Raw genomic sequence first — 23,168 nt, forward strand, 5'->3', positions numbered from 1 at the left:
ACCCTTGATGCTCGTCTGGTCGGGACAGGCCGTCTCACTGGTCGGAAGCGCCGTTCTCAGATTCGCTTTCATAATCGAGGTGTGGTCCACCGGCGAGCAGGCGTCCGCCGTCACCGCGCTGTCTCTCTGTGCCGTACTTCCGCAGGCGCTGTTCAGCCCATTTGCTGGCGCGATTATCGACCGCATCCGTAAACGGTCCGCCCTGCAGATCGCGGACGCGGGCGGAATTCTGGCCGTCGGGCTGCTCACCCTCGTGCACTTCTTCGGCGGCGGCCTGGAGCCGTGGCAGGTCTACCCCGCCACCGTCCTCCTCGGCATCTCCGCCGCCTTCCAGCTGCCCGCGCTCACCGCCGCCGTGCCGCTGCTGGTGCGCAAGGACCAACTCGGCCGGGCCAACGGCCTGTTGGCGGGCGCCCGGAGCGCCGCCGGCATCTGCGGTCCCGCGCTCGGCGGCATCATGATCGCCCTGTCCGGGATCGGCGCCGTCCTCGTCATCGACCTGGTCAGCTACGCCTTCGCACTGATCGGCGTACGCATCGTCCGCATGAAGGGCGACAAGGTCCCCGAGGGCGCCGGCGCCCCGCGCACGAAGATCACCGCGGAGGCCGTCGAGGGCATCCGGTACCTCTTCCGGCACGCGAGCCTGCGCGACATGACCGTGAACTTCTGCACGGTCAACCTCGTCATGGTCTTCGGCTTCGCCGTCGTCCAGCCCATGGTGCTGCTCAAGTCGGGCAACGGCGAGCTCGCCGCCGTGAACAGCGCGATCGGTGTCGGCGGGGTCGTCGGCGGCCTGCTGATGGCCGCCTGGGGCGGGCCGAAGAACCGCGGCAGCGGCATGATGCTCGGCATCCTCGGCATGTGCCTGTCGGCGCAGATCGGCATGTCCCTGGTCGGCGGGGTCGTCGGCTGGTGCGCGGCCATGCTGGTCGGCGCGCTGCTCATGACGGTCGTCAACGCCTCGATGCAGGCCATCGTGCAGACCAAGGTGCCCCGCGAGTGGCAGGGCCGGGTCTTCGGCGCGGTGATGTTCCTGTCGCAGATCTCCGGGCCGCTGGCCATGGCGGTCTCCGGGCCGCTCGCCGACGGCCTCTTCGAGCCGCAGGCCGCCGACGGGTCCGGTGTCTTCGTGGCTCTCGGCCCGCTCCTCGGCGACGAGCCCGGCAGCGGCATGGCGGGGATGCTGTTCCTCGCCGGTGCGGCGGGTGTCGTGGTCGCGCTGTGGGGCCTGGCGAGCCGCTCCATCCGGGACATCGACGTACTCCTGCCGGACATCGACGAGCCCGAGCCCGAGCCTGAGCGTCGGACTGGCTCTGCTCTCGTGGCCGAGGACGAGGGCGGTGAGAAGGATGACGCGGTGCGTGCATGAGCTGTTCGAGGAGCAGGCGGCGCGGACGCCCGGCGCGACGGCTCTCGTGTACGAGGACGAACGGCTGACCTACGCCGAACTGGACGCCCGGGCCGACCGGTTGGCCGGGCTCCTCGTGGCGCGCGGCGTGGTCCGCGGCGACACCGTCGGGGTGTATCTGGAGCGCACCACCGAACTGGCCGTCGCGGTCCTCGGCACGCTGAAGGCCGGCGCCGGATACGTGATGCTCGACCCCGGCTTCCCGGCCGGGCGGCTGCGCGAGATGGCGGCGGACGCGGGGATCGCCGTGCTGCTGTCGCGGGGCGACACGGTGCCGGGGGCTGCGGTGGTCCCCGTGTTACACGTGGAAGATGCCGCGGGGGCCCGGCCGTTGGGGCGGGGGGTGGTGCGGGCGGAGCCCGACGACGTCGCGTGCGTGATGTTCACGTCCGGTTCCACCGGCCGCCCCAAGGGCATCGTCGCACCGCACCGCGCCGTCACCGCCACGCTGACCGGGCAGGACTTCGCCTCCTTCGGGCCGGGCGCGGTGTGGCTGCAGTGCGCGCCCGTGTCGTGGGACGCGTTCGCGATGGAGCTGTGGGGGCCGTTGACGAACGGTGGCACCTGCGTCCTGCACCCGGGCAGGCGCCCCGATCCGGTGGTGATCGCCCGGCTCGTCGCCGCGCACGGCGTCACGTCCATGTATCTGTCGGGCTCCCTCTTCAACGTGATCGTCGACGAGTACCCGCGCGCCCTCGACGGACTGCGCGAACTCATCGTCGGCGGCGAGGCATTGTCGCCGCCCCACGTGGCCCGCGCCCTGGAGCGCCGCCCCGAGCTGCGGCTCGGCAACGGCTACGGTCCCGTCGAGTGCATGGTCTTCCTCACCGTCCACCCGATCACGCCGCGGGACGTGCGGGGCGGAGGCCCTGTGCCGATCGGCCGCCCGCTGCGCGGCAAGCGGCTGTACGTGCTCGACGAGCGGCTCGCGCCGGTCGCGGACGGCACGACGGGTGAGCTGTACGCCGCGGGGGCGGGCCTCGCGCGGGGCTACTGCGCGGGGCCGCTGACGGCGGAACGGTTCGTGGCCGACCCGTTCGGCGCACCGGGCGACCGCATGTACCGCACCGGCGACCTGGCGGTGCGGCGGCCCGACGGCACCTTCGAGTACCGGGGGCGTGCCGACGGCCAGGTGAAGATCCGGGGCTTCCGGGTGGAGCCGGGTGAGGTCGAGAACGTACTGATCCGCCATCCCGGCGTCGACCGGGCCGCCGTGGTCGCCACGCCGGCGGGGCCGGACGGGGAGCGGAGGCTTGTCGCATACGTCGTATCGGGGGAGGGCGGGGGCGGCGAACAGGTGCCCTCGGAGGCGGAGTTGCGGGCCCACGCGGCGAGTCTCCTGGCCGACTTCCTGGTGCCCTCCGTCTTCGTGCCGCTGGCCGCGCTGCCGCTGACCGCCGGCGGAAAACTGGACCGGGCGGCGCTGCCGGCCCCCGACGGGCTCGTCTCGGCGCCGGGCGGCACGGGGGCGAGCGCGAACGGTGACGCACACGACGGCGGGAACGGGAGCGAGGGCCGGACCGTGCGTGCGCTGTGCGGGCTGTTCGCCGATGTCCTCGGCGTCGGGGGGGTCGGCGCGCACGACGACTTCTTCGCGCTGGGCGGGCACTCGCTGCTGGCCGCGCGGGTGCTCGGCCGTGTGCATGCGACGCTGGGCGCGGCGGTCGACCTGCGGACACTCTTCGAGGCGCCCACTCCGGCCCGGCTCGCACCGTACGTCGAGGGTGCGGCGGGGGAGCCCGCCCTGGCCCGCCCCGTGCCGGATGCCGCCTCGGCGCCCCTCCCCGTCTCGGACGCCCAGCACCGCCTGTGGTTCCTGGACCGGCTCGGCGCGGGAGTCGCGTACAACCTGCCCATGCTCGTACGGCTGCGGGGCGAGGTCGACGCGGGCGCACTGGAGGAGGCGCTCGGGGATGTCGTGACCCGCCACGAGGTGCTGCGTACCGTCTTCGACGAGGTGGACGGCGCACCGGTACGGCGGGTGCTGCGCGGGCCCGCAGCACGTGCCCCCTTCCTTCATGTGATGGTGGGCGAGGGGGAGTTGGAGGGGGCAATCAACGAGGCCGCCCGCCACCACTTCGACCTCCGAGCCGAACCTCCGGTGCACGGCACCCTGTTCACCACCCACGAGCGACCCGACGAGTCCGCACTGCTCGTACTGGTCCACCACATCGCGGGCGACGGCTGGTCGCTCGCGCCACTCTTCCGCGATGTGTCGCGGGCTTACGCGGCCAGGGTGGACGGGACCGCCGGCGCGGGCAGGGCGGGCGGGGCTGCCGGCGCGGGCAGGCTCGGCGAGGGGGACGGAGCGGGTTGGACGGGTGCGGCGGGCGTCACCGGCGAGGCCGGGACGCCGGGCGTCACCGGTGAGGCAGGGGTGCCGGGCAGGGTCGGTGAGGCCGGGGTGCCGGGCGTCACCGGCGGGGCCGGAGCGCCAGGTGGGATCGGTGAGGTAGGGGTGCCAGGCGGGACCGGCGAGGTAGGGGTGCCGGGTAGGGCCGGCAAGGTGGGGATGCTGGGTGTCACTGGCGGGGCAGGGGTGCCGGGCAGGGTCGGCGAGGCGGGGATGCCGGGCGTCACTGGCGGGGCCGGAGCGCCAGGCGGGATCGGTGAGGCAGGGGTGCCGGGCAGGGTCGGCGAGGCGGGGATGCCGGGCGTTACCGGCGAGGCCGGAGCGCCAAGTGGGATCGGTGAGGCCGGGGCGGGCAGGGTCGGCGAGGCGGGGATGCCGGGTGTCACCGGCGAGGCCGGAGGGCCAGGTGGGGTCGGTGAAAGCGGGCGGGCAGGTGGTGGCGTAGGCGTTGCCGCGTTGCCGGCCCTCCCCGTCTCCTATGCCGAGCACGCTCGTCATCGGGCCGCCCGCCTCGGGCGCGTCGACGATCCGGGTTCCCTTCTGGCCCGCCAAGTCGCGTACTGGCGGGGCGCCTTGGCGGGACTCGACCCCGTCGGGCCCCTGCTGCCCAGGCGGCCGGAACGGCCCGCCGTGCCCGGGGCGGCCGCCGCCACGGTCGTGCGCCGCCTCGACGCCGCGGCCCACGCCCGGGTCGTCGAGGCCGCCCGTGCCCAGGGCGCCACCCTCTTCATGGCCCTGCACGCCGCGCTCGCCGCGACCCTCGTGCGGGCGGGCGCGGGTGAGGACCTCGCCATCGGCGCGCCGGTCGCCGGGCGCGCGGGGGACGGTGGCGTCGAGGACGTCGTCGGGTTCTTCGTGAACATGCTCGTGCTGCGCACCGACGTCTCGGGCGACCCCGGCGCACGGGAGCTCCTCGCCCGGGTCCGGGACGCCGACCTCGGCGCCTTCGCCCACCAGGACGTGCCGTTCGAGCACGTGGTGGGCGCGCTCAACCCCGTACGGACCCCGGGCAGGCAGCCGTTCGCCGACGTCGTCCTCGCCCTGCAGAACAACGCGCGCGCCGAGGTCGGCCTCCCCGGCGCCGACCAGGGCGTCGAGGTGGTCCGGACCGGCGCCGCCCGCTTCGAACTGCTCGTGGACGTCACCGACGCGACGGGCCCCGGCGGCGTACCGGAAGGACTGACCCTCACCTTCGAGTACCGCACCGAATCCCTGGAGAAGCGCTTCGTGACGTGGCTCGCGGACGCGCTGCCCCGGGCACTGGAGGCCGTGGTCACCGCGCCGGACACCCCGCTCTCGCGGCTCGTCCCCATGGAGCCGCCGCGCCGCGCGGGCGACCGGGACGTACTCGTACCGCCCGCCCCGTCCGCCCCGCCCCCCGCGGGGCCGACGGACGATGCCCCGGCCAACGCGCTGGAGCGTGAGATCGCCGCGGTCTGGCGCGACGTACTCGGCCGACAGGCCGCCGAACCCGGTGCCGAGTCCGACGGCGGCCCGCCCATCAGCCGGCACGACAACTTCTTCGCCCTCGGCGGCAACTCGTTGCGCGCGGTGCGGGTCGCCGCACGCCTCACCACCGAGTCCCGGCCCGTCACGGCCGCCCAGCTCTTCGCCGCGCCCACCGTCGCCGCCCTCGCCGCCGAACTGGCGCGGGCACCCGCCCAGGCCGGCCCGGCCCCGACACCCATCCCGCGCCGCCCACGCGTGCCCCGCGTCCCCCGCCAGCCGGACCGTCAGAACCGTCAGGACCGTCAGAACCGGCTGGACCCGCCCGAGCCGCCCCCGCCCCAGTCCCCCTCGCCCCGCCCCCGCCCGACCCAGGAGGAGAAGCCGTGGACCTCAGCGTGATGTTCTTCGGCGCCGACAGCGGCGCCCCCGCGCAGGGAGCCGGCTCCGGTGCGTCGGGAGGAGGCGTCCGGCACGCGGACACGTACGACGACATCCTCACCGTCGCCCGTACCGCCGACCGGCTCGGCTTCCACGCCGTGTGGACGCCCGAACGCCACTTCCAGCAGGTCGGCCAGGTGTTCCCCAGCCCGCCCGTGCTCAGCGCGGCGCTCGCCGTCGCGACCGAGCGCATCGGGATCCGCGCGGGCAGCGTCGTCCTGCCCCTGCACCACCCGCTGAAGGTCGCCGAGGACTGGGCGGTCGTCGACAACCTCTCGCACGGCCGGGTCGGCCTCTCCGTCGCCACCGGCTGGCACTCCGCCGACTTCGCCCTCGCCCCCGGCCACTACGAGGACCGCAGGGAACGCACCCTCAGCGCCATCCCCGAGCTGCGGCGGCTGTGGGCGGGCGAGCCGGGCCAGTACCCGGACGGCACCGGGCAGCCCGTCAGCGTGGTGCCCCAACCCCGCCCCGTACAAGAGAAATTGCCCCTGTGGGTCACCACGTCCGGGAACCCGGCCACCTGGGAGGCCGCGGGACGGCTCCGCGCCGGTGTCCTGGGTGCGACCGTCGGCCAGAGCAGGGACGAGCTCGCCGAGAAGATCGCCCGCTACCGCGCGGCCTGCGCCGCCGCCCCCGACCAGGCGGGCACCGACGCCCACGGCCGCGTGACGCTGATGGCGCACACCTACGTCGGCGCGGACGACGCGGAGGTGCGCAGGCTGGCCGCCGCGCCCCTCAAGGCGTACCTCGCCAAGTACCTGGGCCAGACCGCCGCCAACCGCGCGGCCGAGGGCCGCGACGGCGAGCCGCTGACGGAGGAACAGACCGGCATGCTCGCCGAGTTCGCGTTCCAGCGGTACCTCAACTGGGGCAGTCTGCTCGGCTCGCCCGGCACCTGCGCCAAGATGCTCGCCGACCTGCGCGACCTGGGCTGCGACGAAGTGGCCTGCTTCATCGACTTCGGCATCGGACGGGACGAGGTCCTCACGGGACTGCACCGCCTCGCGGAACTGAGAGAGGCCGCACTGTGACCCCGAAGACCCCGAAGACCCCGCAGACTCCGAAGACCCCGAAGACTCCGCAGACTTCGAGTACCCCCTCCATGGCCGACCGGTTCAGCGCGCTCACCGGTGAGCAGCGGGTCCGGCTCATGCGCCGCCTCGTCGAGGCGGGCCGCGCCCGCGAGATCCCCGCGGTCGTGCCGCCCCGCGACACCACCGCCGGGCCCGTGCGGCTGAGCTCCGCGCAGCGGGACCTGTGGGTGTACGAGTCGCTCTATCCCGGCACCCCGGCGCTCAACCTCTGCTGCGCCTACCACTTCGAGGAGCCCGACGGGTCCGACGGCTCAGCCGGCCTCGTCGACCCGGCCCACCTGGAGGCCGCGCTCACGCTCCTCCAGCGCCACCACGACATCCTGCGCAGCCGGATCACCGGCACGGCGGACGACCTGCGCGTCGACTTCCCCGACGAGGGCCCCTTCGTACTGGAGCGCGACGACCTGCGCGGCACCGGCACGACCATCGAGGAGGCCTTTCGCGCCTTCCGCCGGCGCCCGTTCGACCTCGGCGCGGAGCGGCTGATCCGCGGCCGCTTCGTGCGCGTCGACGAGCGGCGCTCGACGCTGATGCTGAGCCTGCACCACATCATCACCGACTGGTGGTCCTTCGACGTCCTGCAGACGGAGTTCGCCGAGGCGTACCGGTCCGTGCGCGACGGCGTCGAGCCGCGGCTGACCCGCCCCGCCGTGCAGTACGCCGACTTCGCATCCTGGCAGGGAGAGTTGGAGTCCGCCGGGGTCTTCGACGCCCGCCTCGACTTCTGGCGCCGCTATCTGGCCGAGCCGCCGGTCCCCCTGACCGTGCCGGGCCACGGCAGCCCCAGCACCGGTGAGGGAGAGCAGGCGGGGGAAGCCGACACGGACGGCATCGTCCAGATCCGCTTCCGCGTCGACGCCCCCACCGCCCACGCCGTCCGCGCGCTGGCCCGCGAGCGCGGCGCCTCCGTGTACGTCGTCCTCATGACCGCCTTCGCGGTCCTCGCCCACCGCGTCACCGGCGCCGACGACCTGGTGCTCGGCACCCCCGTCGCCAACCGTTCCGCCAAGGGCCTCGACCGGGTCATCGGCTACGTCATGAATGCCGTGCCGACCCGCTGGCGCATCGCCGAAAGGGACTCCTTCGCGGACGTCCTGGCCCGCTTCGGCACCGACTTCGCCGCGCTGATGGGCAACGCCGACCTGCCGGTGGGCCGCATCGTGTCGGCCGTCGCGCCCGAGCGCAGCGCGGGCCGCTCCCCGCTGTTCCAGTGGGTGTTCATGCACCTCACGGAGCAGTCGAGCGTGTCGGCCGTACGCGAGTTCGCCGAGCCCGAGCGCATCCACACCGGCGGCGAGCACGACCTCGTCGGCGTCGTGCGGGACAGCGGCGACGGCATGGACGGCAGCTTCGAGATCCGCACCGACCTGTTCTCCGCCGCCGCGGTGACCCGCTGGGCCGACAGTTACCTCACGCTGCTCCAGCAGGTCACCGCCGATCCGACGGCACTCGTACGGGACCTCGACGTCCTGTCCGCCGCCGAGCGCCGCCGCGTCCTCGCCCTGTCGGCGGGCCCCGCCGCGCCCGCGCCCGAGACGCTGCCGGACACGGTGGCGCGGCACGCGGCCCGTACCCCGGACGCGGTCGCTCTCGAAGGCGAGGGGGTGCGTCTAACGTACGCCCAACTGTCCGAGCGCGTCGAGCAGTTGGCGTGCCTGTTCGCCCGCCACGGGGCGGGGCCCGGGCGGACCGTCGCGCTCGCCCTCGGGCGCGGCGCGGACCTCCCGGTCGCCGCGCTCGCCGTGCAGCGCGCCGGTGCCGCCTATGTGCCGGTCGACCCCGACTACCCGGCCGAGCGCGTCCGCCGCACGCTCGACGACGCGGCCCCGGCGCTCCTGGTCACCGACGCGCGGACGGCCGAGGCCGACGTCCTGCCGCACACCGGCGTGCCCCGCATAGTCCTGGACGACGACACGTACGCGACGCATACGACGTACGCGGGCGAGCCCGCGGCCCCCGCCCGGCCCATCGACCCGGCACACGCCGCCTACGTCATCCATACCTCCGGATCCACCGGCACCCCCAAGGGAGTCGTGGTCACCCACGCGGGCGTCGCCGCGCTCGCCCGCAGCCTCCAGGACCGCTTCGCGCTGGACGCGGACGCCCGGGTCCTGCAACTCGGCTCACCCGCGTTCGACATCTCCGTCGCCGAGATGTGCATGGCCTTCGGGCCCGGCGCCACACTGGTCGTGCCCCCGCCGGGGCCGCTCGTCGGCGACGCGCTCGGCCGGGTCCTCGCCGAGCGGCGGATCTCCTGCGCGATGGTGCCGCCGTCCGTCCTCGCGACCGTGCCCGACGGCGCGTACCCGGCGCTGCGCGCCCTCGCGGTCGGCGCGGAGGCCTGCCCACCCGCCCTCGTGGCCCGCTGGGCCGTCGGCGGCCGCCGCTTCCACAACGCGTACGGGCCCACGGAGGCCACCGTCGCCACCACCCTCTCGGGGCCGCTGACCGGCGACGGCACACCCCCGCCCATCGGCACCCCGGTCGCGGGCACCACCGCCCACGTCCTGGACGCGCGGCTGCGCCCGGTGCCCACCGGGGTCGCGGGCGAGCTCTACCTCTCCTCGGCGGGCCTGGCCCGCGGCTACCTGAACCGCCCCGGCGCCACCGCCGAACGCTTCGTCGCCGACCCGTACGGCGCTCCCGGCTCCCGCATGTACCGCACGGGCGACCTGGCGCACCGCGCCGACGACGGCACCCTGCACTACCTCGGCCGCACCGACGAGCAGGTGAAACTGCGCGGGCTGCGCATCGAACCGGGCGAGGTCGCGGCAGTCCTCGCGGAGCACCCGACGGTGGCCGCGGCCGCCGCTGCCGTACGCGACGACGGTGACGCCCCCGGCAGGCCACGGATGGGGCTGCGCTCCGGGCCGCAGCTCATCGGGTACGCCGTGCCCGCCCCGGGGCACACCGTCGACCCGAACGCGCTCCTCGCGTACGCCGCCACCCGGCTGCCCTCCCACATGGTCCCCTCCGACCTCGTCGAACTCCCCGAACTGCCCCTCACCCCGAGCGGCAAGCTCGACCGCGCGGCCCTGCCCGCACCCCGGAACGCCACGGCGACGCGGGCGCCCGTCTCCGTGCGCGAGAAGGAGCTGTGCGCCCTCTTCGCACGGATCCTCGGCGTCGAGGAGGCCGGCGCCGACGACGACTTCTTCCGGCTCGGCGGCGACAGCATCATGGCCATCCAGCTGGCGGGACAGGCCTCCGCCGTCGGGCTCGTACTGGCTCCGCGCGACGTCTTCACCCTCCGTACGCCCGCCCAACTAGCCCTTCACGCAAGGTCGTCGGCCGAAGACCTCATCGAGACGGGTGCGGGTACGGGTACGGGTACGGGTGCCGGTCCCGACACCGGTACCGGGCGTTTCCCGCTCACCCCCGTGATGCGGTGGTGGCTCGAACAGGGCGGTGACGCGGGCGCGTTCACCCAGTCGATGGCCTTCCCCGTGCCGCCCGGCACGGACCGGCGACGGATCGAGGAAGCCGTCCGCGGCCTCGCCGAGCGGCACGGGGTGCTGCGGATGCGGCTCCTGCCGGAGGACCTGGCGGCGGAGGTCACGGACCAGGTCCCGGCCGGCGCTCACCCGGTACGCGTCGGGGTCGAGGGCGAGGCGGAGGCGATGGCCGCCGCGCGCGAACGGGCGGCGGCGACCCGGCTCGCCCCGGAGGACGGCGAGATGATGCGGGCCGTCTGGTTCGACGCGGGCCCGCAGCGGTCCGGCGTGCTGCTCCTGACCCTGCACCATCTGGCGGTCGACGGCGTCTCGTGGCGGATCATCGGCCCGGAACTGGCGGCCGCGCTCGCGGTGGAGGAGGACCACGGCGCCGGGCTCTCCTTCCGGCGGTGGGCGGAACTGCTCGCCGAGGAGGCGGTACGGGAGGAGCTTGAGGCCGAACTCCCGTATTGGCGGCGGCAAGTGGCCGCCGGCCGGTCGGGCTTGGGGTCGGCTTCGAGTGCGGGCGCGCGGCGCGCGACCCTCACCGTCGAGCTGCCCGCCGACCTCACCGCGGCCGCGCTCACCACGCTGCCCGCCGCCTACAACTGCGGCCCCGACGCGGTCCTGCTCACCGCCCTGACGGTCGCGGCCGTACGTCACCGGGGCGCGGGCACCGGGCTCCTCGTGCACCTGGAGGGTCACGGCAGGGAGACGCTGTCCCGGCCCGCGGACGTGTCCCGGACGGTCGGCTGGTTCACGACCCAGTACCCGGTGCTGCTCGACATCGGGCAGGACGCGGTGACGGGTGGCGCCGCGCTGGGTGAGGCGCTCAAGTCCGTCAAGGAGCAGCTGCGGGCCGTGCCGAACGGCGGCATCGGCTGGGGTCTGCTCCGCCACCTCAACCCGCGTACGTCCGTCGCCCTCGCCGAACTCCCCGCCCCCGACGTGCGGTTCAACTACCTGGGCCGCCTCGCCGCCGGTGACGCGGCGGGCGGTGAACTGCTCGACGGCGGCGTCGACGCGGTGCCGCTCGGCCACGCGGTCGAGGTCGACGCCCTCGCCAGGGAGGGCGCGGACGGGCTGCGCCTCGAAGCCACCTTCTCGTACGCGGAAGGGGTGCTGTCGGAGGAGGAGATCCGTCAGCTCGTCGCGCTGTGGCGCGAGACGCTCGACGCACTCGTACGAGAGACGGAGCGGGGCGGCCCGGTCGGCGCGACGCCCTCCGACTTCCCGCTCGTCAGCCTCTCGCCCGACCAACTCGCCATGCTTGAAGGCGACATGGCTGGCTTCCTCGACGGCGAGCCCGGTGTGGAGGACGCCCGATGAGCGAGCGCCCGATGAGTGGACGACCGATGAGCGGGCGCCCAACGAGAGGCCGCCCGACGAACGGACGCATCGCGGACGTCCTGCCGCTCACCCCGGTCCAGGAAGGCCTGCTCTTCCACGCCGTGCGGGACAGCGAGGGCCCCGACCCCTATGTGGTCCAGGCCCGCTTCCGTATCGCCCCCGCGGTCGCCCCCGACCAGGTACGGGCCGCACTCGGCGCCCTCTTGGAGCGCCACCCCAACCTGCGCGCCTGCTTCCGGCACGAACGCCTCGAACGGCCCGTGCAGGTGATCCCGCACGCCGTCACCGTGCCGTGGACGGACGTCGATCTGACCGGTCGCGCGCCCGACGACGTCGAGGCGGGCGTGGCGGAGCTGCTCGCGACGGACCGTACGCGGCGCTTCGACCCGGCGCGCCCGCCCCTCGTCCGCGCCACGCTCGTGCGGCACGACGCGGGCCACGAACTCGTCCTCTCCTTCCACCACATCCTTCTCGACGGCTGGTCGATCCCCATCCTTGAGCGCGACCTGGCGGCACTCGTCACCGGCGGGACACTGCCGCCTCCCGTGCCCTACCGCCAGTACGCCCTGTGGCTCAGCCGCCAGGACCAGGGCCGGGCCGAGGCGGCCTGGCGCGAGGCGCTCACCGGCCTGGAACGCCCGGCACGGTTGGCGCCCCCGGCACTGTCTTCCGGCGAGGAGCCCGTGCCGAGGGCGGAGCCCGACACCGTCCGAGTCCACCTCACCGCCGAACTGACCGCCGCGTTGGTGCGCCGCGCCGCCGACGCGGGCGTCACCCTCAACACCCTGACGCAGGCCGCCTGGTCCCTGGTGCTCGCCCGGATGACCGGCGCCCGGGACGTGGTCTTCGGCGGCGTCGTGTCGGGCCGCCCGCACGATCTGCCCGGAGCCGGGGAGATGGTGGGCCTGTTCATCAACACGCTGCCCGTACGGGTCCGCCTCCGCGTCGGCGAGTCCGTCACCGAACTGCTCACCCGCATCCAGGACGAGCAGTCGCGCCTGGTCACGTACCACTATGTGCGCCTTGCGGAGGTGCAAAGGGCGGCGGGCGCGGGGACTGGGGAGGGCGCAGGTGAACTGTTCGACTCGGTCCTGGCCTTCGAGAACTTCCCCCGAACGGCACAGGGAGCGCAAGGGACACAGGGCAGCCCGGCCCCGGCCGACACGGTCCGGGTGATCGACGTCCGCGACGCCACGCACTACCCGGTGACGCTCGCGGTCGTCGCGGGTGAGCGCATGCTCCTAGCGGTGAGCTGCCGCTTCGGCATCTCCGCGGCGGCTGTCGCGGCCCGCATGGAGCGGGCCCTGGAACAACTGGCGGCCGACTCCGCCGCCCCGGTCGGCCGGATCGACGTACTCCCGGAGAGAGAACACCGAGAGCTGCTGGCACGGGCTGCGGGCGCGCCGGGGGGCGGGCCCGCCGAGCCGGCGACCGTCACGGCGCGATTCGCCGGGCAGGCCGCCCGGACCCCGGACGCGCCCGCCGTCGAGGCCGACGGTGACGTCATGACGTACGCCCGACTGGACGCGGAGTCCGACCGTGTCGCCCGTCGCCTCGCCGCGGCGGGCGTCACCCCGGGCTCCACCGTGGGCCTGCTGCTCCGCCGCTCGCCGTCCCTGATCGTCGCGCAGCTCGCGGTGCTCAAGGCGGGCGCGTGCTGGCTGCCGCTCGACCCGTCCCACCCGCCGGAGCGGTTGGCGCGGCTGCTCGACGCGGTATCGGCGGAGCTGGTCGTGGTGGAAGGCGACGGGCAGGCAGCAGAGCCTGCGGTCGCCGAACTACCGCCCCACATACACCACTTGCGTATACGCGGAACATCCCCAGAGGTGCCGTTCCCCGCTGACGCCTCACGCCCCGAGTCCACCGCCTGTGTGATGTACACGTCCGGGTCGAGCGGCGCGCCGAAGGGGGTCGCCGTCCCGCAGCGGGCCGTGGTCGAGCTCGCCGCCGACAGCCGCTTCGCGGGCCCGGCGCATCGCCGCGTACTGCTGCACAGCCCGCACACCTTCGACGCCGCCACCTACGAGGTGTGGGTGCCGCTGCTGACCGGCGGCACGGTGGTGATCTGCCCGGACGAGCCCGTCACGCCGGCCCTGCTGGCGCGGGTGCTGCCCGAGCGCGGTGTCACCGCGCTGTGGCTCACCGCCGAACTGTTCCGCGCGGTCGCGGAACTGTCGCCGGAGGCGTTGCGCGGGGCGCGAGAGGTGTGGACCGGCGGTGACGTCGTGGCTCCGGAGGCGGTACGCAGGGTCCGCGAGCACTGCCCCGGCACGACCGTCGTCAACGGTTACGGCCCCACGGAGACGACCGTGTTCGCCACGGCCCACCGCGTCACGGGACCCGTGCGGAGCGGCCGCCCGGTGCCGATCGGCCGGCCGCTCGACGGCACGTACGTCCACGTACTCGACGCGCGGCTGCGGCCCGTCCCGGACGGCTGTGTGGGGGAGGTGTACGTCGCCGGGGCAGGCCTGGCCCACGGGTACGTCGGCCGACCGGGCGCCACGGCGGAACGCTTCGTCGCCGATCCACACGGAGCCCCGGGCACCCGCATGTACCGCACCGGCGACCTGGCCCACAGAACCCCTTCGGGCACCCTCGTCTTCGCCGGCCGCGCCGACGACCAACTGAAGATCCGAGGCTTCCGCATCGAACCGGCGGAGGTCGAGGCGGCCCTGAACACCTGCCCCGGGGTGACCCGCGCGGTGGTCGCAGCCGTACCGGCCCCGGACGGCGGCAAGCGATTGGCGGCGTGGGTGGTCCTGTCGGAGACCGCGACAACTCCGCCCGACTCCGCCCCCGCTACCCCGGCTCCTGCACTCACGGCTGCGCCCGCGCCCGCGCCCGGGCCCGGGCCCGGGCCCGGGCCCGTGACTGCACTCAACCCCGGGCTCGCGGCAGCACTCGAACCCGGTGCCGCGCCCGCCCCTGCGCCTGAAGCTAGGCCTGCGGCTGTGCCCGAGTCCGGGCCCGCGGTTGCACTCGGACCCGGGGCCGCGGCTGCACTGGAACGCGGAGCCGCGCCCGCCCCTGCGCCTAGGCCTGCGGCTGCGGCTGCGGCTGCGCCTGGGCCAGCACCCGAGCCTGGGCATGGGCTTGCGCTCGAAACCGGGCCGGCGCCCGAGCCCGAGCCTGGCCCTGAGCTTGCGCCCGAGTCCCAGCCCGCCCCCGCCCCCGAGCCCGTCCCCGACCCCGATGCCCCCGACCCCCTGGACCGCGTCCGCGCGGCCGCCGCCCGGCTTCTCCCCGCCCATCTCCTGCCCACCGCCTGGGCCCGTATCGACGCCGTGCCGTTGACCCCGCACGGCAAGACCGACCGCGCCGCGCTGCCCGAACCCGGTGCCGGAACGGCGCCCTCGCGGGCCCCGCAAGCTCCCCGTACCGCTCGCGAGAAGGAGCTGTGCGCGCTGTTCGGGGAGGTGCTCGGGATCGCGGATACCGGGACCGACATCGACTTCTTCGCCGCCGGCGGGCACTCGCTGAGCGCGCTGCGGCTCGTGGGCCGCATCGAGGGGGAGTGGGGCGTACGCGTCCCGGTCGCCACGCTCTTCGCCGCGCCGACGCCCGCCGCACTCATCGCCCGCATCGACGGACCGGGACCAGGATCGGACGCGACGTCCGGCCCAGAACCCGGGCCGGACGTCGCCGACAGCCTGGCCCCCCTCCTCGCCCTGCGCGCGGCGGGCGACCGCACCCCGCTGTTCTGCGTGCACCCCGGGCTCGGCGTGAGCTGGGCCTACACGGCCCTGCTGCCCCACCTCGACCCCGACCGCCCGGTCTACGCCCTCCAAGCCTCCGCCCTGTCGGAGGGGGAGGGGGGCGGGGCCGGACCCCAACGCCACGCCACCATCGCCGAATTGGCGGACGCCTACGTGGAGCGAATCCGTACCGTCCGCGCGCACGGCCCCTACCTCCTCCTCGGCAGGTCCTTCGGCGGGCCCGTCGCCCACGAGATGGCGGTGCGGCTCCGGGCCGCCGGCGAGAGGGTCGCCCTGCTCGCCGTCGTGGACGCCATGCCGAAGCCGCCGGAGACCGCCCGCACGCCTCTCCCCGGCGACGTCGTGGCGGACGAGGCGCGGCGCATCATCCGGGAGGAAGGGGCCGCGCTCGACGGCATCGGCGAGCACCGCCTCGCCGCCCTGACCCGCGCGGTCGCCAACCACGTCGTCCTCGGACGGAGTTGGACCCCGTCCCCGTACGACGGCATCGTCACCCTCTTCGCCGCCACCCGCGACCCCGAGGCCATCCCCACCGAGGTGAAGGCGGCGGGCTGGCGGCGCGCCGCCGCGGCAGTCGACGTGCACGAGCTCGCCTGCGCCCACGCCGAGGTGCTCGACGCGGAACAGGCGGCCCGCATCGCCGCCGTCCTTGAACACACCCTCCAGGGAGAGTGAACCAGTGGACATCGAGGAGTACGAGTTCCCCGTCTCCGACGCCCAGAGCCGCCTCCTGGTCCTCGACCGGATGAACCCCGGCACCGCCCAGTACTACGTCCCCGCCGCCTTCGCCGTGCACGGCCCCTTCGACCTGGGCGCGTTCACGCGCGCGCTCGACGCCCTGGTCGCCCGGCACGAGTCCCTGCGTACCGTCTTCCGCACCGCGGCCGACGGCACGCAGGCGCAGATCGTCGCCGCCACCGGCCGCGCGCACCTCACCGTCGAGAAGGACGTGCGGGCACACGAGGCGGACGCGCGGCTGCGCTCCGACGCCGCCCGCCCCTTCGACCCGGCGACCGGACCGCTGCTGCGGTGCACCGTGTACGCCGTCGACGACGGCAGCCACCGCGTCCTGCTCGTCGCCCACCACCTGATCTGCGACGGCTGGTCCCTCGGCGTCATCCTGCGCGACCTGTCCGCCGGGTACGCGGACGAGGCCGACCTCAGGTACGAGACCGAGCCCGGGTACGAGACCGAGCCCGGGTACGAGACCGAGCCCGGGTACGACACCGAGCCCGCGCCCGCACCCGAAGCCGCGCCCCCCACCACCCCCGAACCCCCCCTCCAATACCCCGACTTCGCCGTCTGGCAGCGCGAACGCCAGGCCGCAGGCGCCTACGCCGAGGCCGTCGCGCACTGGGCCGGCCGGCTGCGCGGCGCGCCCGAGGTCGTCTCGCCGCCCCTCGACCGGCCGCGCCCCGCCGTGCGCTCGGCGGCGGGCGGCAGCGAACGCTTCCTGCTGGGCGGCGAGGTCCGCGCCCGCCTCGCGGAGACCGCCCGGACCCGGGACGCCACCCCCTTCATGGCGCTGTTCGCCGCGTACGCCGCGTTCCTCGGACGGCTCAGCGGCCGCGACGACCTGGTCGTCGGATATCCGGTTTCCGGGCGCGACAGGCCCGAGCTCCAGGAGATGGTCGGCATGCTGACCAACACCCTGGCCCTCCGCGTCGACCTCGCGGGCGACCCGTCGTACACCGAACTGATCGGACGCATCCGGTCCGAGCTGCTCGCCGGACAGCCGTACCAGGACGCCCCCTTCGAGTCCGTCGTGGACGCGCTCGCCCCGGCCCGCGAGACCAGCCACGACCCGGTGGTGCAGCTGGTCTTCGCGTACGACGACGACACCGACCTCTCCCTCGCACTCGCGGGCGCCCGCGTGCAGCGCGTACAACTCGCCCTGCCGACCGCCAAGTTCGACTTCCACCTGCACGTGGAGCGGTGGAGCGGCACCCGGCACGCGGCCGCCGACGACGGCGAGCTGGCCGCACAGTTCATCTACCGCAGCGACCTCTTCGACGCCGCCACCGTGCGCGGCTGGGTGCGCAACTTCGAGACCCTCCTCGGCGCGGCCCTCGCCCGCCCCGACGTGCCACTCTCCACCCTCGACCCCGTCCCGGCCGACGAACGCGCCCGCGCCCTCGCCGCCGCCGACCGCACCGCCGAGGCCGCGCCCACCGACCGCCTGGTCCCCGACCTGATCGCGGACGTCGCCGCAGCCCGACCCGACGCCACCGCCCTCGTCTGCGGTGACGTGCGGCTCAGCTACCGCGAACTACTCGCCGCAGCCGACGCGTTGGCGTCCCGGCTCCGCGCCGCCGGGGTGCGGCCCGGCTCCCGGGTCGGCCTGCTGCTGCCCCGCTCGCCCGAGATGGGCATCGCGGCCCTCGCCGTGCTCCGCGCGGGCGGCGCGTACGTACCCCTGGACCGGGCCCATCCGCACGCGCGCCTCGCGCACATGGTCGAGGCGTCGGGCACGGGCCTGCTCGTGACGGCGGCGGAGACCGCGGCCAAGGGGGCGGCGCTGGGAGTGCCGTGCCTGCGAGCGGACGACCCCGGCACGCCAATGACGCCACCCGTGACGCCACCCGTGACGCCACCCGTGACCCCTCTGCAGCAGACGGACGACCGGTCGCCGTCTCCGTCCCCGACAGACCTCGCCTACGTCCTCTTCACCTCCGGTTCCACGGGCGTGCCGAAGGGCGTGGCAGTCGAGCACCGCGCGCTGCTCAACCTGACCGTGGGCGTGCGGCCCGCGTTCCCCGTCACCGCCGACGACCGCGTGCTCCAGTTCGTGTCGTTCGGCTTCGACGTGGCCGTCTCCGACCTGTTCTTCCCCTGGGTCGCGGGCGCCGAGCTGCACATCGCGGGCGACGACGAACGGCTCGGCGACGCCCTGTACGCCCGGCTGCGGGACTCCCGCATCACCTACGTGTTCCTCCCGCCGTCCGCCGCGATGCTGCTGCCCGACGTGACGGGCCGCCTGCCCCATCTGCGTACGCTCGCCGTCGGCGGCGAGGCCTGCCCCGCCGAACTCGTCGAGCGGCTCAGCGAGCCGGGCCGCCGCATCGTCAACGCGTACGGCCCGAGCGAGGCGACGGTCTACGCCACCACCGCCGACCTCGAACCCGGCGAGCCCGTGGTGATCGGCCGCCCGGTGCCCGGCTCGCGCGTGTACGTCCTCGACGCCCGGCTGCGGACCGTGCCGACCGGCGTGACCGGCGAGGTCCACATCGCGGGTGCCTCGCTCGCCCGCGGCTACATCGGCCGCCCCGGCATGACCGCCGAACGCTTCGTCGCCGACCCGTACGGCCCGCCCGGCTCCCGCATGTACCGCGCCGGCGACCTCGCCCGCACCGACGCTTGCGGCCGCCTCCACTACCTCGGCCGCTCCGACTCCCAGGTCAAACTGCGCGGCATCCGTATCGAACTCGGCGAGATCGAGGCGCTGTTGGCCGGCCACCCGGACGTCGCGGTCGCCGCGGCCGCCGTGCGGGGGAGCGGGGCCGAGCAGCGCCTCGTCGCGTACGTCGTGCACCGGGACGGCGCGACCCCCTCGGACGAGTCCCTCCGCGCCCACCTCGCCGCACGCCTGCCCGGCTACATGCTGCCGGAGGTCCACGTCCACCTCGACGAGCTGCCCCTCAACCGCTCGGGCAAGATCGACCGGGCGCGACTGCCCGAACCGTCGACGGAGCGGCGCGAGCCGGCCCGTACGTACGCCGAGGCGCGCACTCCCACCGAGCGGCGCGTGGCGGAGGTGTGGGCCCGCGTACTGACCCTGGACCGGGTCGGCGTCCACGACAACTTCTTCGACCTGGGCGGCAACTCCGTACGCCTGCTGGGGGTCCTCGAAGCGCTCAGGGAGACGGCGGAGGACCTGACGCTGGTCGACCTGTTCCGCCACCCCACGGTCGCGGCGGTCGCGGCACACCTGGACGGGGCCGCCCACGGTTCTTCGTACAGACCGGGTCCCGAACCGGACCCCGAACCGGAATCCGACCGGGAAGGTGTCCCCGCCACCCCCGCCGAGCGCCGTGGAAGCGACCGCCGCGCACGCCAGAACGCCGCCGCACAACGGCTCCGCTCCAGAAAGGGCACGTCACGATGACCGAGCCAGCACCCTGGGACCGCGACTCCGGTCCGGACTCCGGTCCGGACTCCGACCCTTCCGGCGACCTCGACTCGGCCATCGCGATCGTCGGCATGAGCGGACGGTTCCCCGGCGCCCCCGACCTCGCCGCCTACTGGGCGAACCTCCGTGACGGCGTCTGCTCCATCGTCGACTTCACCGAGGAGGAGCTGCTGGCCGACGGCGCGGACCCGGCGGAGCTGCGCGACCCGAACCACGTACCGGCCAAGGGCCACCTCGCCGGCGCCGACCGCTTCGACGCCGAACTCTTCGGCTTCAACCGCACCGAGGCCGCCGCGCTCGACCCCCAGCACCGGCTCCTCCTGGAGACCGCCTGGGCCGCCCTGGAGGACGCCGGCCACGACCCGCTCGCCACACCCGCCCGCACCGGGGTGTACGTCGGCGGCAGCCCCACCGAGCACATGCTCGCCGCCCACACCGACCGCCGCCTGGCCGCCTCGATCGGCGCGATGCAGATCCGCATCCTCACCGACCGCGAGTTCCTCGCCCCCTGGATCTCCTACCGCCTCGGCCTCGAAGGACCGAGCCTGACCGTCCAGACGGCCTGCTCGACCTCACTGACGGCGGTGCACCTCGCCGCCCAGGCACTGCTCCTCGGCGAGTGCGACACCGCGCTCGCGGGCGGCGTGAGCGTCGACACCGTACGCAGACAGGGTTACGTCCACTACGCGGGCGGCATCTTCTCGCCCGACGGCCGCTGCCGCCCCTTCGATGAACGGGCGGCCGGCACCGTGCCGGGCAGCGGTGTGGGCGTCGTCGTGCTGCGCCGCCTCTCCGACGCCCTCGCCGACGGCGACCCGATCCGCGCGGTCGTCCGCGGCACCGCGCTGACCAACGACGGCGCCACGAAGGTCGGCTTCACCGCCCCCGGAGTCGAGCAGCAGACGGCGGCCGTCGTAGAGGCCTGGTCGGCGGCGGGCCTGCGACCGTCCGAGGCCCAGTACGTGGAGACCCACGGAACGGCGACGGAACTGGGCGACCGCATCGAGCTGGCGGCGGCGACGGAGGCGTTCACGAGGGCGGAACCGAAGCCAGAGACTGATATCGGCATCGGCATCGGCATCGGCATCGGCTCAGTGAAGTCCAACATCGGCCACCTGGACGCGGCCGCGGGCGTCGCCTCGCTCATCAAGGTCGTCCTCATGCTGGAACACGCCACGCTGGCACCCACCGTCAACGTCACCCGCCCCCACCCCGAACTGCGCCTGGACGCCACCCCGTTCCACGTGGTGGACCGCCCCGCCCCGTGGCCGCGCCCGGCCGAGGGCCCGCGCCGCGCGGGAGTGAGCTCGCTCGGCATCGGCGGCACGAACGTCCACGTCGTCGTGGAACAGGCCCCGGACCGCCCCACACCCCCGGACACCACCACCCCATCCGGCCCCCACCCCCGCCCCGAGCTCCTGCCTCTCTCCGCCCGCACGGAGTCGGCCCTCACCACGCTCGCGGGCACCTTGGCCGCCGCACTCCGCGCCCCCGGCGCCCCGCCCCTCGCGGACGTGGCGCACACCCTGCGGACCGGCCGCACCCCCATGGACGTACGCGCGTACGTCCTGGCCTCGGACCCGGCGGAAGCCGCCGAGCGGCTGACGGCACTCGCGGAGGGCCGCTCCTCGGACGATGTGGAGGGGGAGCCGGACACCGACGGGCTGAGGGAGCTCGGCGAAGTGTGGCTGAAGGGCGGGACGGTCCTCTGGCCGGAGGAGGCGGGCGGTGGCCGCAGGGTGAGCCTGCCGACGTACCCGTTCGCGGGGGAGAGGCACGGAGCACTGACGCTGCCGCGCCCCACGACGCACACCCCAACGGAACAGACGGAACAGACGCCGACAGATGCGACGGAGACAAGGGAGCCAACCGGGGCCATCTCCGAACTCCTTGCCGAAGCCCTCGGCCTGGAGCCCCCCGTCGCCCCGGAGATGACCTACTTCGCGGCGGGCGGCGACTCGCTGACCGCCGTCCACCTGGTCGGCAGGCTCCGGGACGACTTCGGCATCGAGGTCCCCATCACGCTGTTCCTGGAGGAGCTGACCCTCCAGGAACTGGCCGACCGCATCGTCGAGTCGAAGGAGCCGGACGAGGCGGAGGACTCGCTGGACGCGCTCCTCGCGGAGTTCGAGGCGGAGTAGCGGCGAGGCACGCGGTCCCGCGAGGGGACCGCGTGGACGTCACCGGGTCGACGCGTTGCGCCCCGCCAGCGTGGAGGCGACGACTTCGGTGACGTACGCCCGATGACGGTCGAGGAAGAAGTGGCCCCCCTCCAGCACATGGCAGGAGAAGGCGCCGCGGGTCTCGCTCTCCCAGGCCCGTACGTTCTCGACCGCGACGCGGGGATCGGCGTCGCCGGTCAGGGCGACGACCGGGCAGTCGAGCGGGGGACCGCTCCGGTGGACGTGGTTGTCCAGGAGGCGGTAGTCGGCGCGCACCGGCGGCAGGATGACCGGCAGCAGATCGGGGGAGGCCAGCAGCTCGTTCGCGGTGCCGGAGAGCTTCCGCATCTCCTCCACGAGCTCGCCGTCGGACATCTCGGCCACCGGCCGCACCACCGCCGCGGGCCGCCAGGGCAGCGAGGGGGCCTGCCGCCCGGAGACGAACAGGGCCGCGGGCGGATGCCCCGCCGCGGTCATGCGCCGCGCGGTCTCGAACGCGAGGACCGCGCCCATGCTGTGCCCGAACAGCGCCGTCGGCACCCCGTCGTCCCACCGGGGGAGCGCGGCGAGCACGGCGTCCACGACGTCGTCGGCCCGCTCGGCGAACGGCTCACCGAACCGCTCCTGGCGCCCCGGATACTGCACGACCAGCGGGTCGACGACCCCGCTGACAGCGGCCGACAGCGGGTGGTAGGCGCTGGCGGAACCGCCCGCGTGCGGGAAAAAGAGCAGACGGGTCCCGGCGTGGGGTGCGGGGTGGAAGCAACGTATCCAGTCGCCCACGAGCGCGCCCTCCTTTCGCGTGCCGCGTACGGCGGCGGTGTTCACGGCGGTGTTCACCGTGATCACGACGATCACGGCGTTCTACGTACGACGCCCGCCAGCATCGCACTGACACACCGACGACACCGAAACGCCTATGCGGCGGCGAACCGAATCGCAGAGATGTCGAACTGCAACCGCACCTTCTCGCTCACCATCGTGCCGCCCGCCGCGAGCCGCTGGTTGTAGACCAGACCCCAGTCGGTGCGGTCGATGGTGGTGGTGCCGTCGAACCCGACCCGCTCGAAGCCGAAGGGATCCACGACCGACCCCAGATAGTCGAGTTGCAGGTCGACGGGGCGGGTGACGTCCCGGATGGTCAGATCCCCGTACATGCGGAAGCTCTCCCCGCCCTCATGGACGGTGGAGGTGCTGCGGAACACCATCTCCGGATAGCGCCGCGCGTCGAAGAAGTCGGTGCCGACGAGATGCGCGTCCCGCTGCTCCACACCGGTGTCGACGCTCCCGACCCGGATGACGATCTCGGCGCGCGACTCGGAGGGCCGGTCGCCGTCGAAGTACAGCGTGCTGTCGTAGTCGGCGAAGGCACCCCGCACGGTGGTGACCATCGCGTGCCGCACGGAGAACCCGACACGGCTGTGCGGCCGGTCGATGGTCCACTGCCCCGTCAGCTCCCGCAACGCGGAGTCGAGCGCGACACCGCCGGCCGGCGTCGGCTCGACGGTGGCGGTGGTGCCGGTCTGGCGACGGCTGAAGATGCCCACGAGGTCGTCCCCTCCTTCGAACTTCGAAAGTGATCACCCCGTGCTATCACGGCATGCGAAGGAGCCCCCGGCAAGATGGACCGCC

9 protein-coding genes are annotated in these 23,168 nt (G+C 74.5%); 7 read left to right on the plus strand and 2 right to left on the minus strand.

Annotation, left to right across the window (positions count from 1 at the left end):
- Positions 1-7 precede the first annotated feature (7 nt).
- From ACZ56E_RS10055 to ACZ56E_RS10085, 7 genes are read left to right on the plus strand one after another with little or no spacing between them, the layout of a single operon-like run.
- The gene (locus ACZ56E_RS10055; RefSeq protein WP_471212897.1) at positions 8-1,369 is read left to right on the plus strand and encodes an MFS transporter; all 1,362 of its coding nucleotides are present in this window, start codon (positions 8-10) and stop codon (positions 1,367-1,369) included.
- A complete protein-coding gene (locus tag ACZ56E_RS10060) occupies positions 1,362-5,609 on the plus strand; it encodes an amino acid adenylation domain-containing protein (RefSeq protein WP_471212901.1) in 4,248 nt (1,415 codons plus the stop codon). The genes ACZ56E_RS10055 and ACZ56E_RS10060 overlap by 8 nt, the downstream gene beginning before the upstream one ends.
- On the plus strand, positions 5,594-6,682 hold the full coding sequence (locus tag ACZ56E_RS10065; protein WP_471212903.1) for a MupA/Atu3671 family FMN-dependent luciferase-like monooxygenase: 1,089 nt from the start codon (positions 5,594-5,596) through the stop codon (positions 6,680-6,682). The genes ACZ56E_RS10060 and ACZ56E_RS10065 overlap by 16 nt, the downstream gene beginning before the upstream one ends.
- Complete coding sequence (locus tag ACZ56E_RS10070) at positions 6,679-11,508, plus strand: amino acid adenylation domain-containing protein (RefSeq protein ID WP_471212906.1); 4,830 nt, start codon at positions 6,679-6,681, stop codon at positions 11,506-11,508. The genes ACZ56E_RS10065 and ACZ56E_RS10070 overlap by 4 nt, the downstream gene beginning before the upstream one ends.
- A 26-nt stretch (positions 11,509-11,534) precedes the next feature.
- Positions 11,535-15,920: a non-ribosomal peptide synthetase gene (locus tag ACZ56E_RS10075; RefSeq protein WP_471212908.1), complete on the plus strand. Its 4,386-nt coding sequence runs from the start codon at positions 11,535-11,537 to the stop codon at positions 15,918-15,920.
- A gap of 4 nt (positions 15,921-15,924) precedes the next feature.
- On the plus strand, positions 15,925-19,350 hold the full coding sequence (locus ACZ56E_RS10080) for a non-ribosomal peptide synthetase (RefSeq protein ID WP_471212911.1): 3,426 nt from the start codon (positions 15,925-15,927) through the stop codon (positions 19,348-19,350).
- Complete coding sequence (locus tag ACZ56E_RS10085; protein ID WP_471212912.1) at positions 19,347-21,515, plus strand: beta-ketoacyl synthase N-terminal-like domain-containing protein; 2,169 nt, start codon at positions 19,347-19,349, stop codon at positions 21,513-21,515. The genes ACZ56E_RS10080 and ACZ56E_RS10085 overlap by 4 nt, the downstream gene beginning before the upstream one ends.
- A gap of 39 nt (positions 21,516-21,554) precedes the next feature.
- On the opposite strand, the gene ACZ56E_RS10090 is transcribed toward ACZ56E_RS10085, so the two are convergent.
- Positions 21,555-22,394 (minus strand): thioesterase II family protein, encoded by an 840-nt coding sequence (locus ACZ56E_RS10090; RefSeq protein WP_471212914.1) that lies wholly within the window; start codon positions 22,392-22,394, stop codon positions 21,555-21,557.
- Between the two features lie 59 nt (positions 22,395-22,453).
- Complete coding sequence (locus ACZ56E_RS10095) at positions 22,454-23,083, minus strand: YceI family protein (protein ID WP_471212917.1); 630 nt, start codon at positions 23,081-23,083, stop codon at positions 22,454-22,456.
- Positions 23,084-23,168: the final 85 nt, after the last annotated feature.

Source organism: Streptomyces sp. NPDC039480, assembly GCF_055597165.1.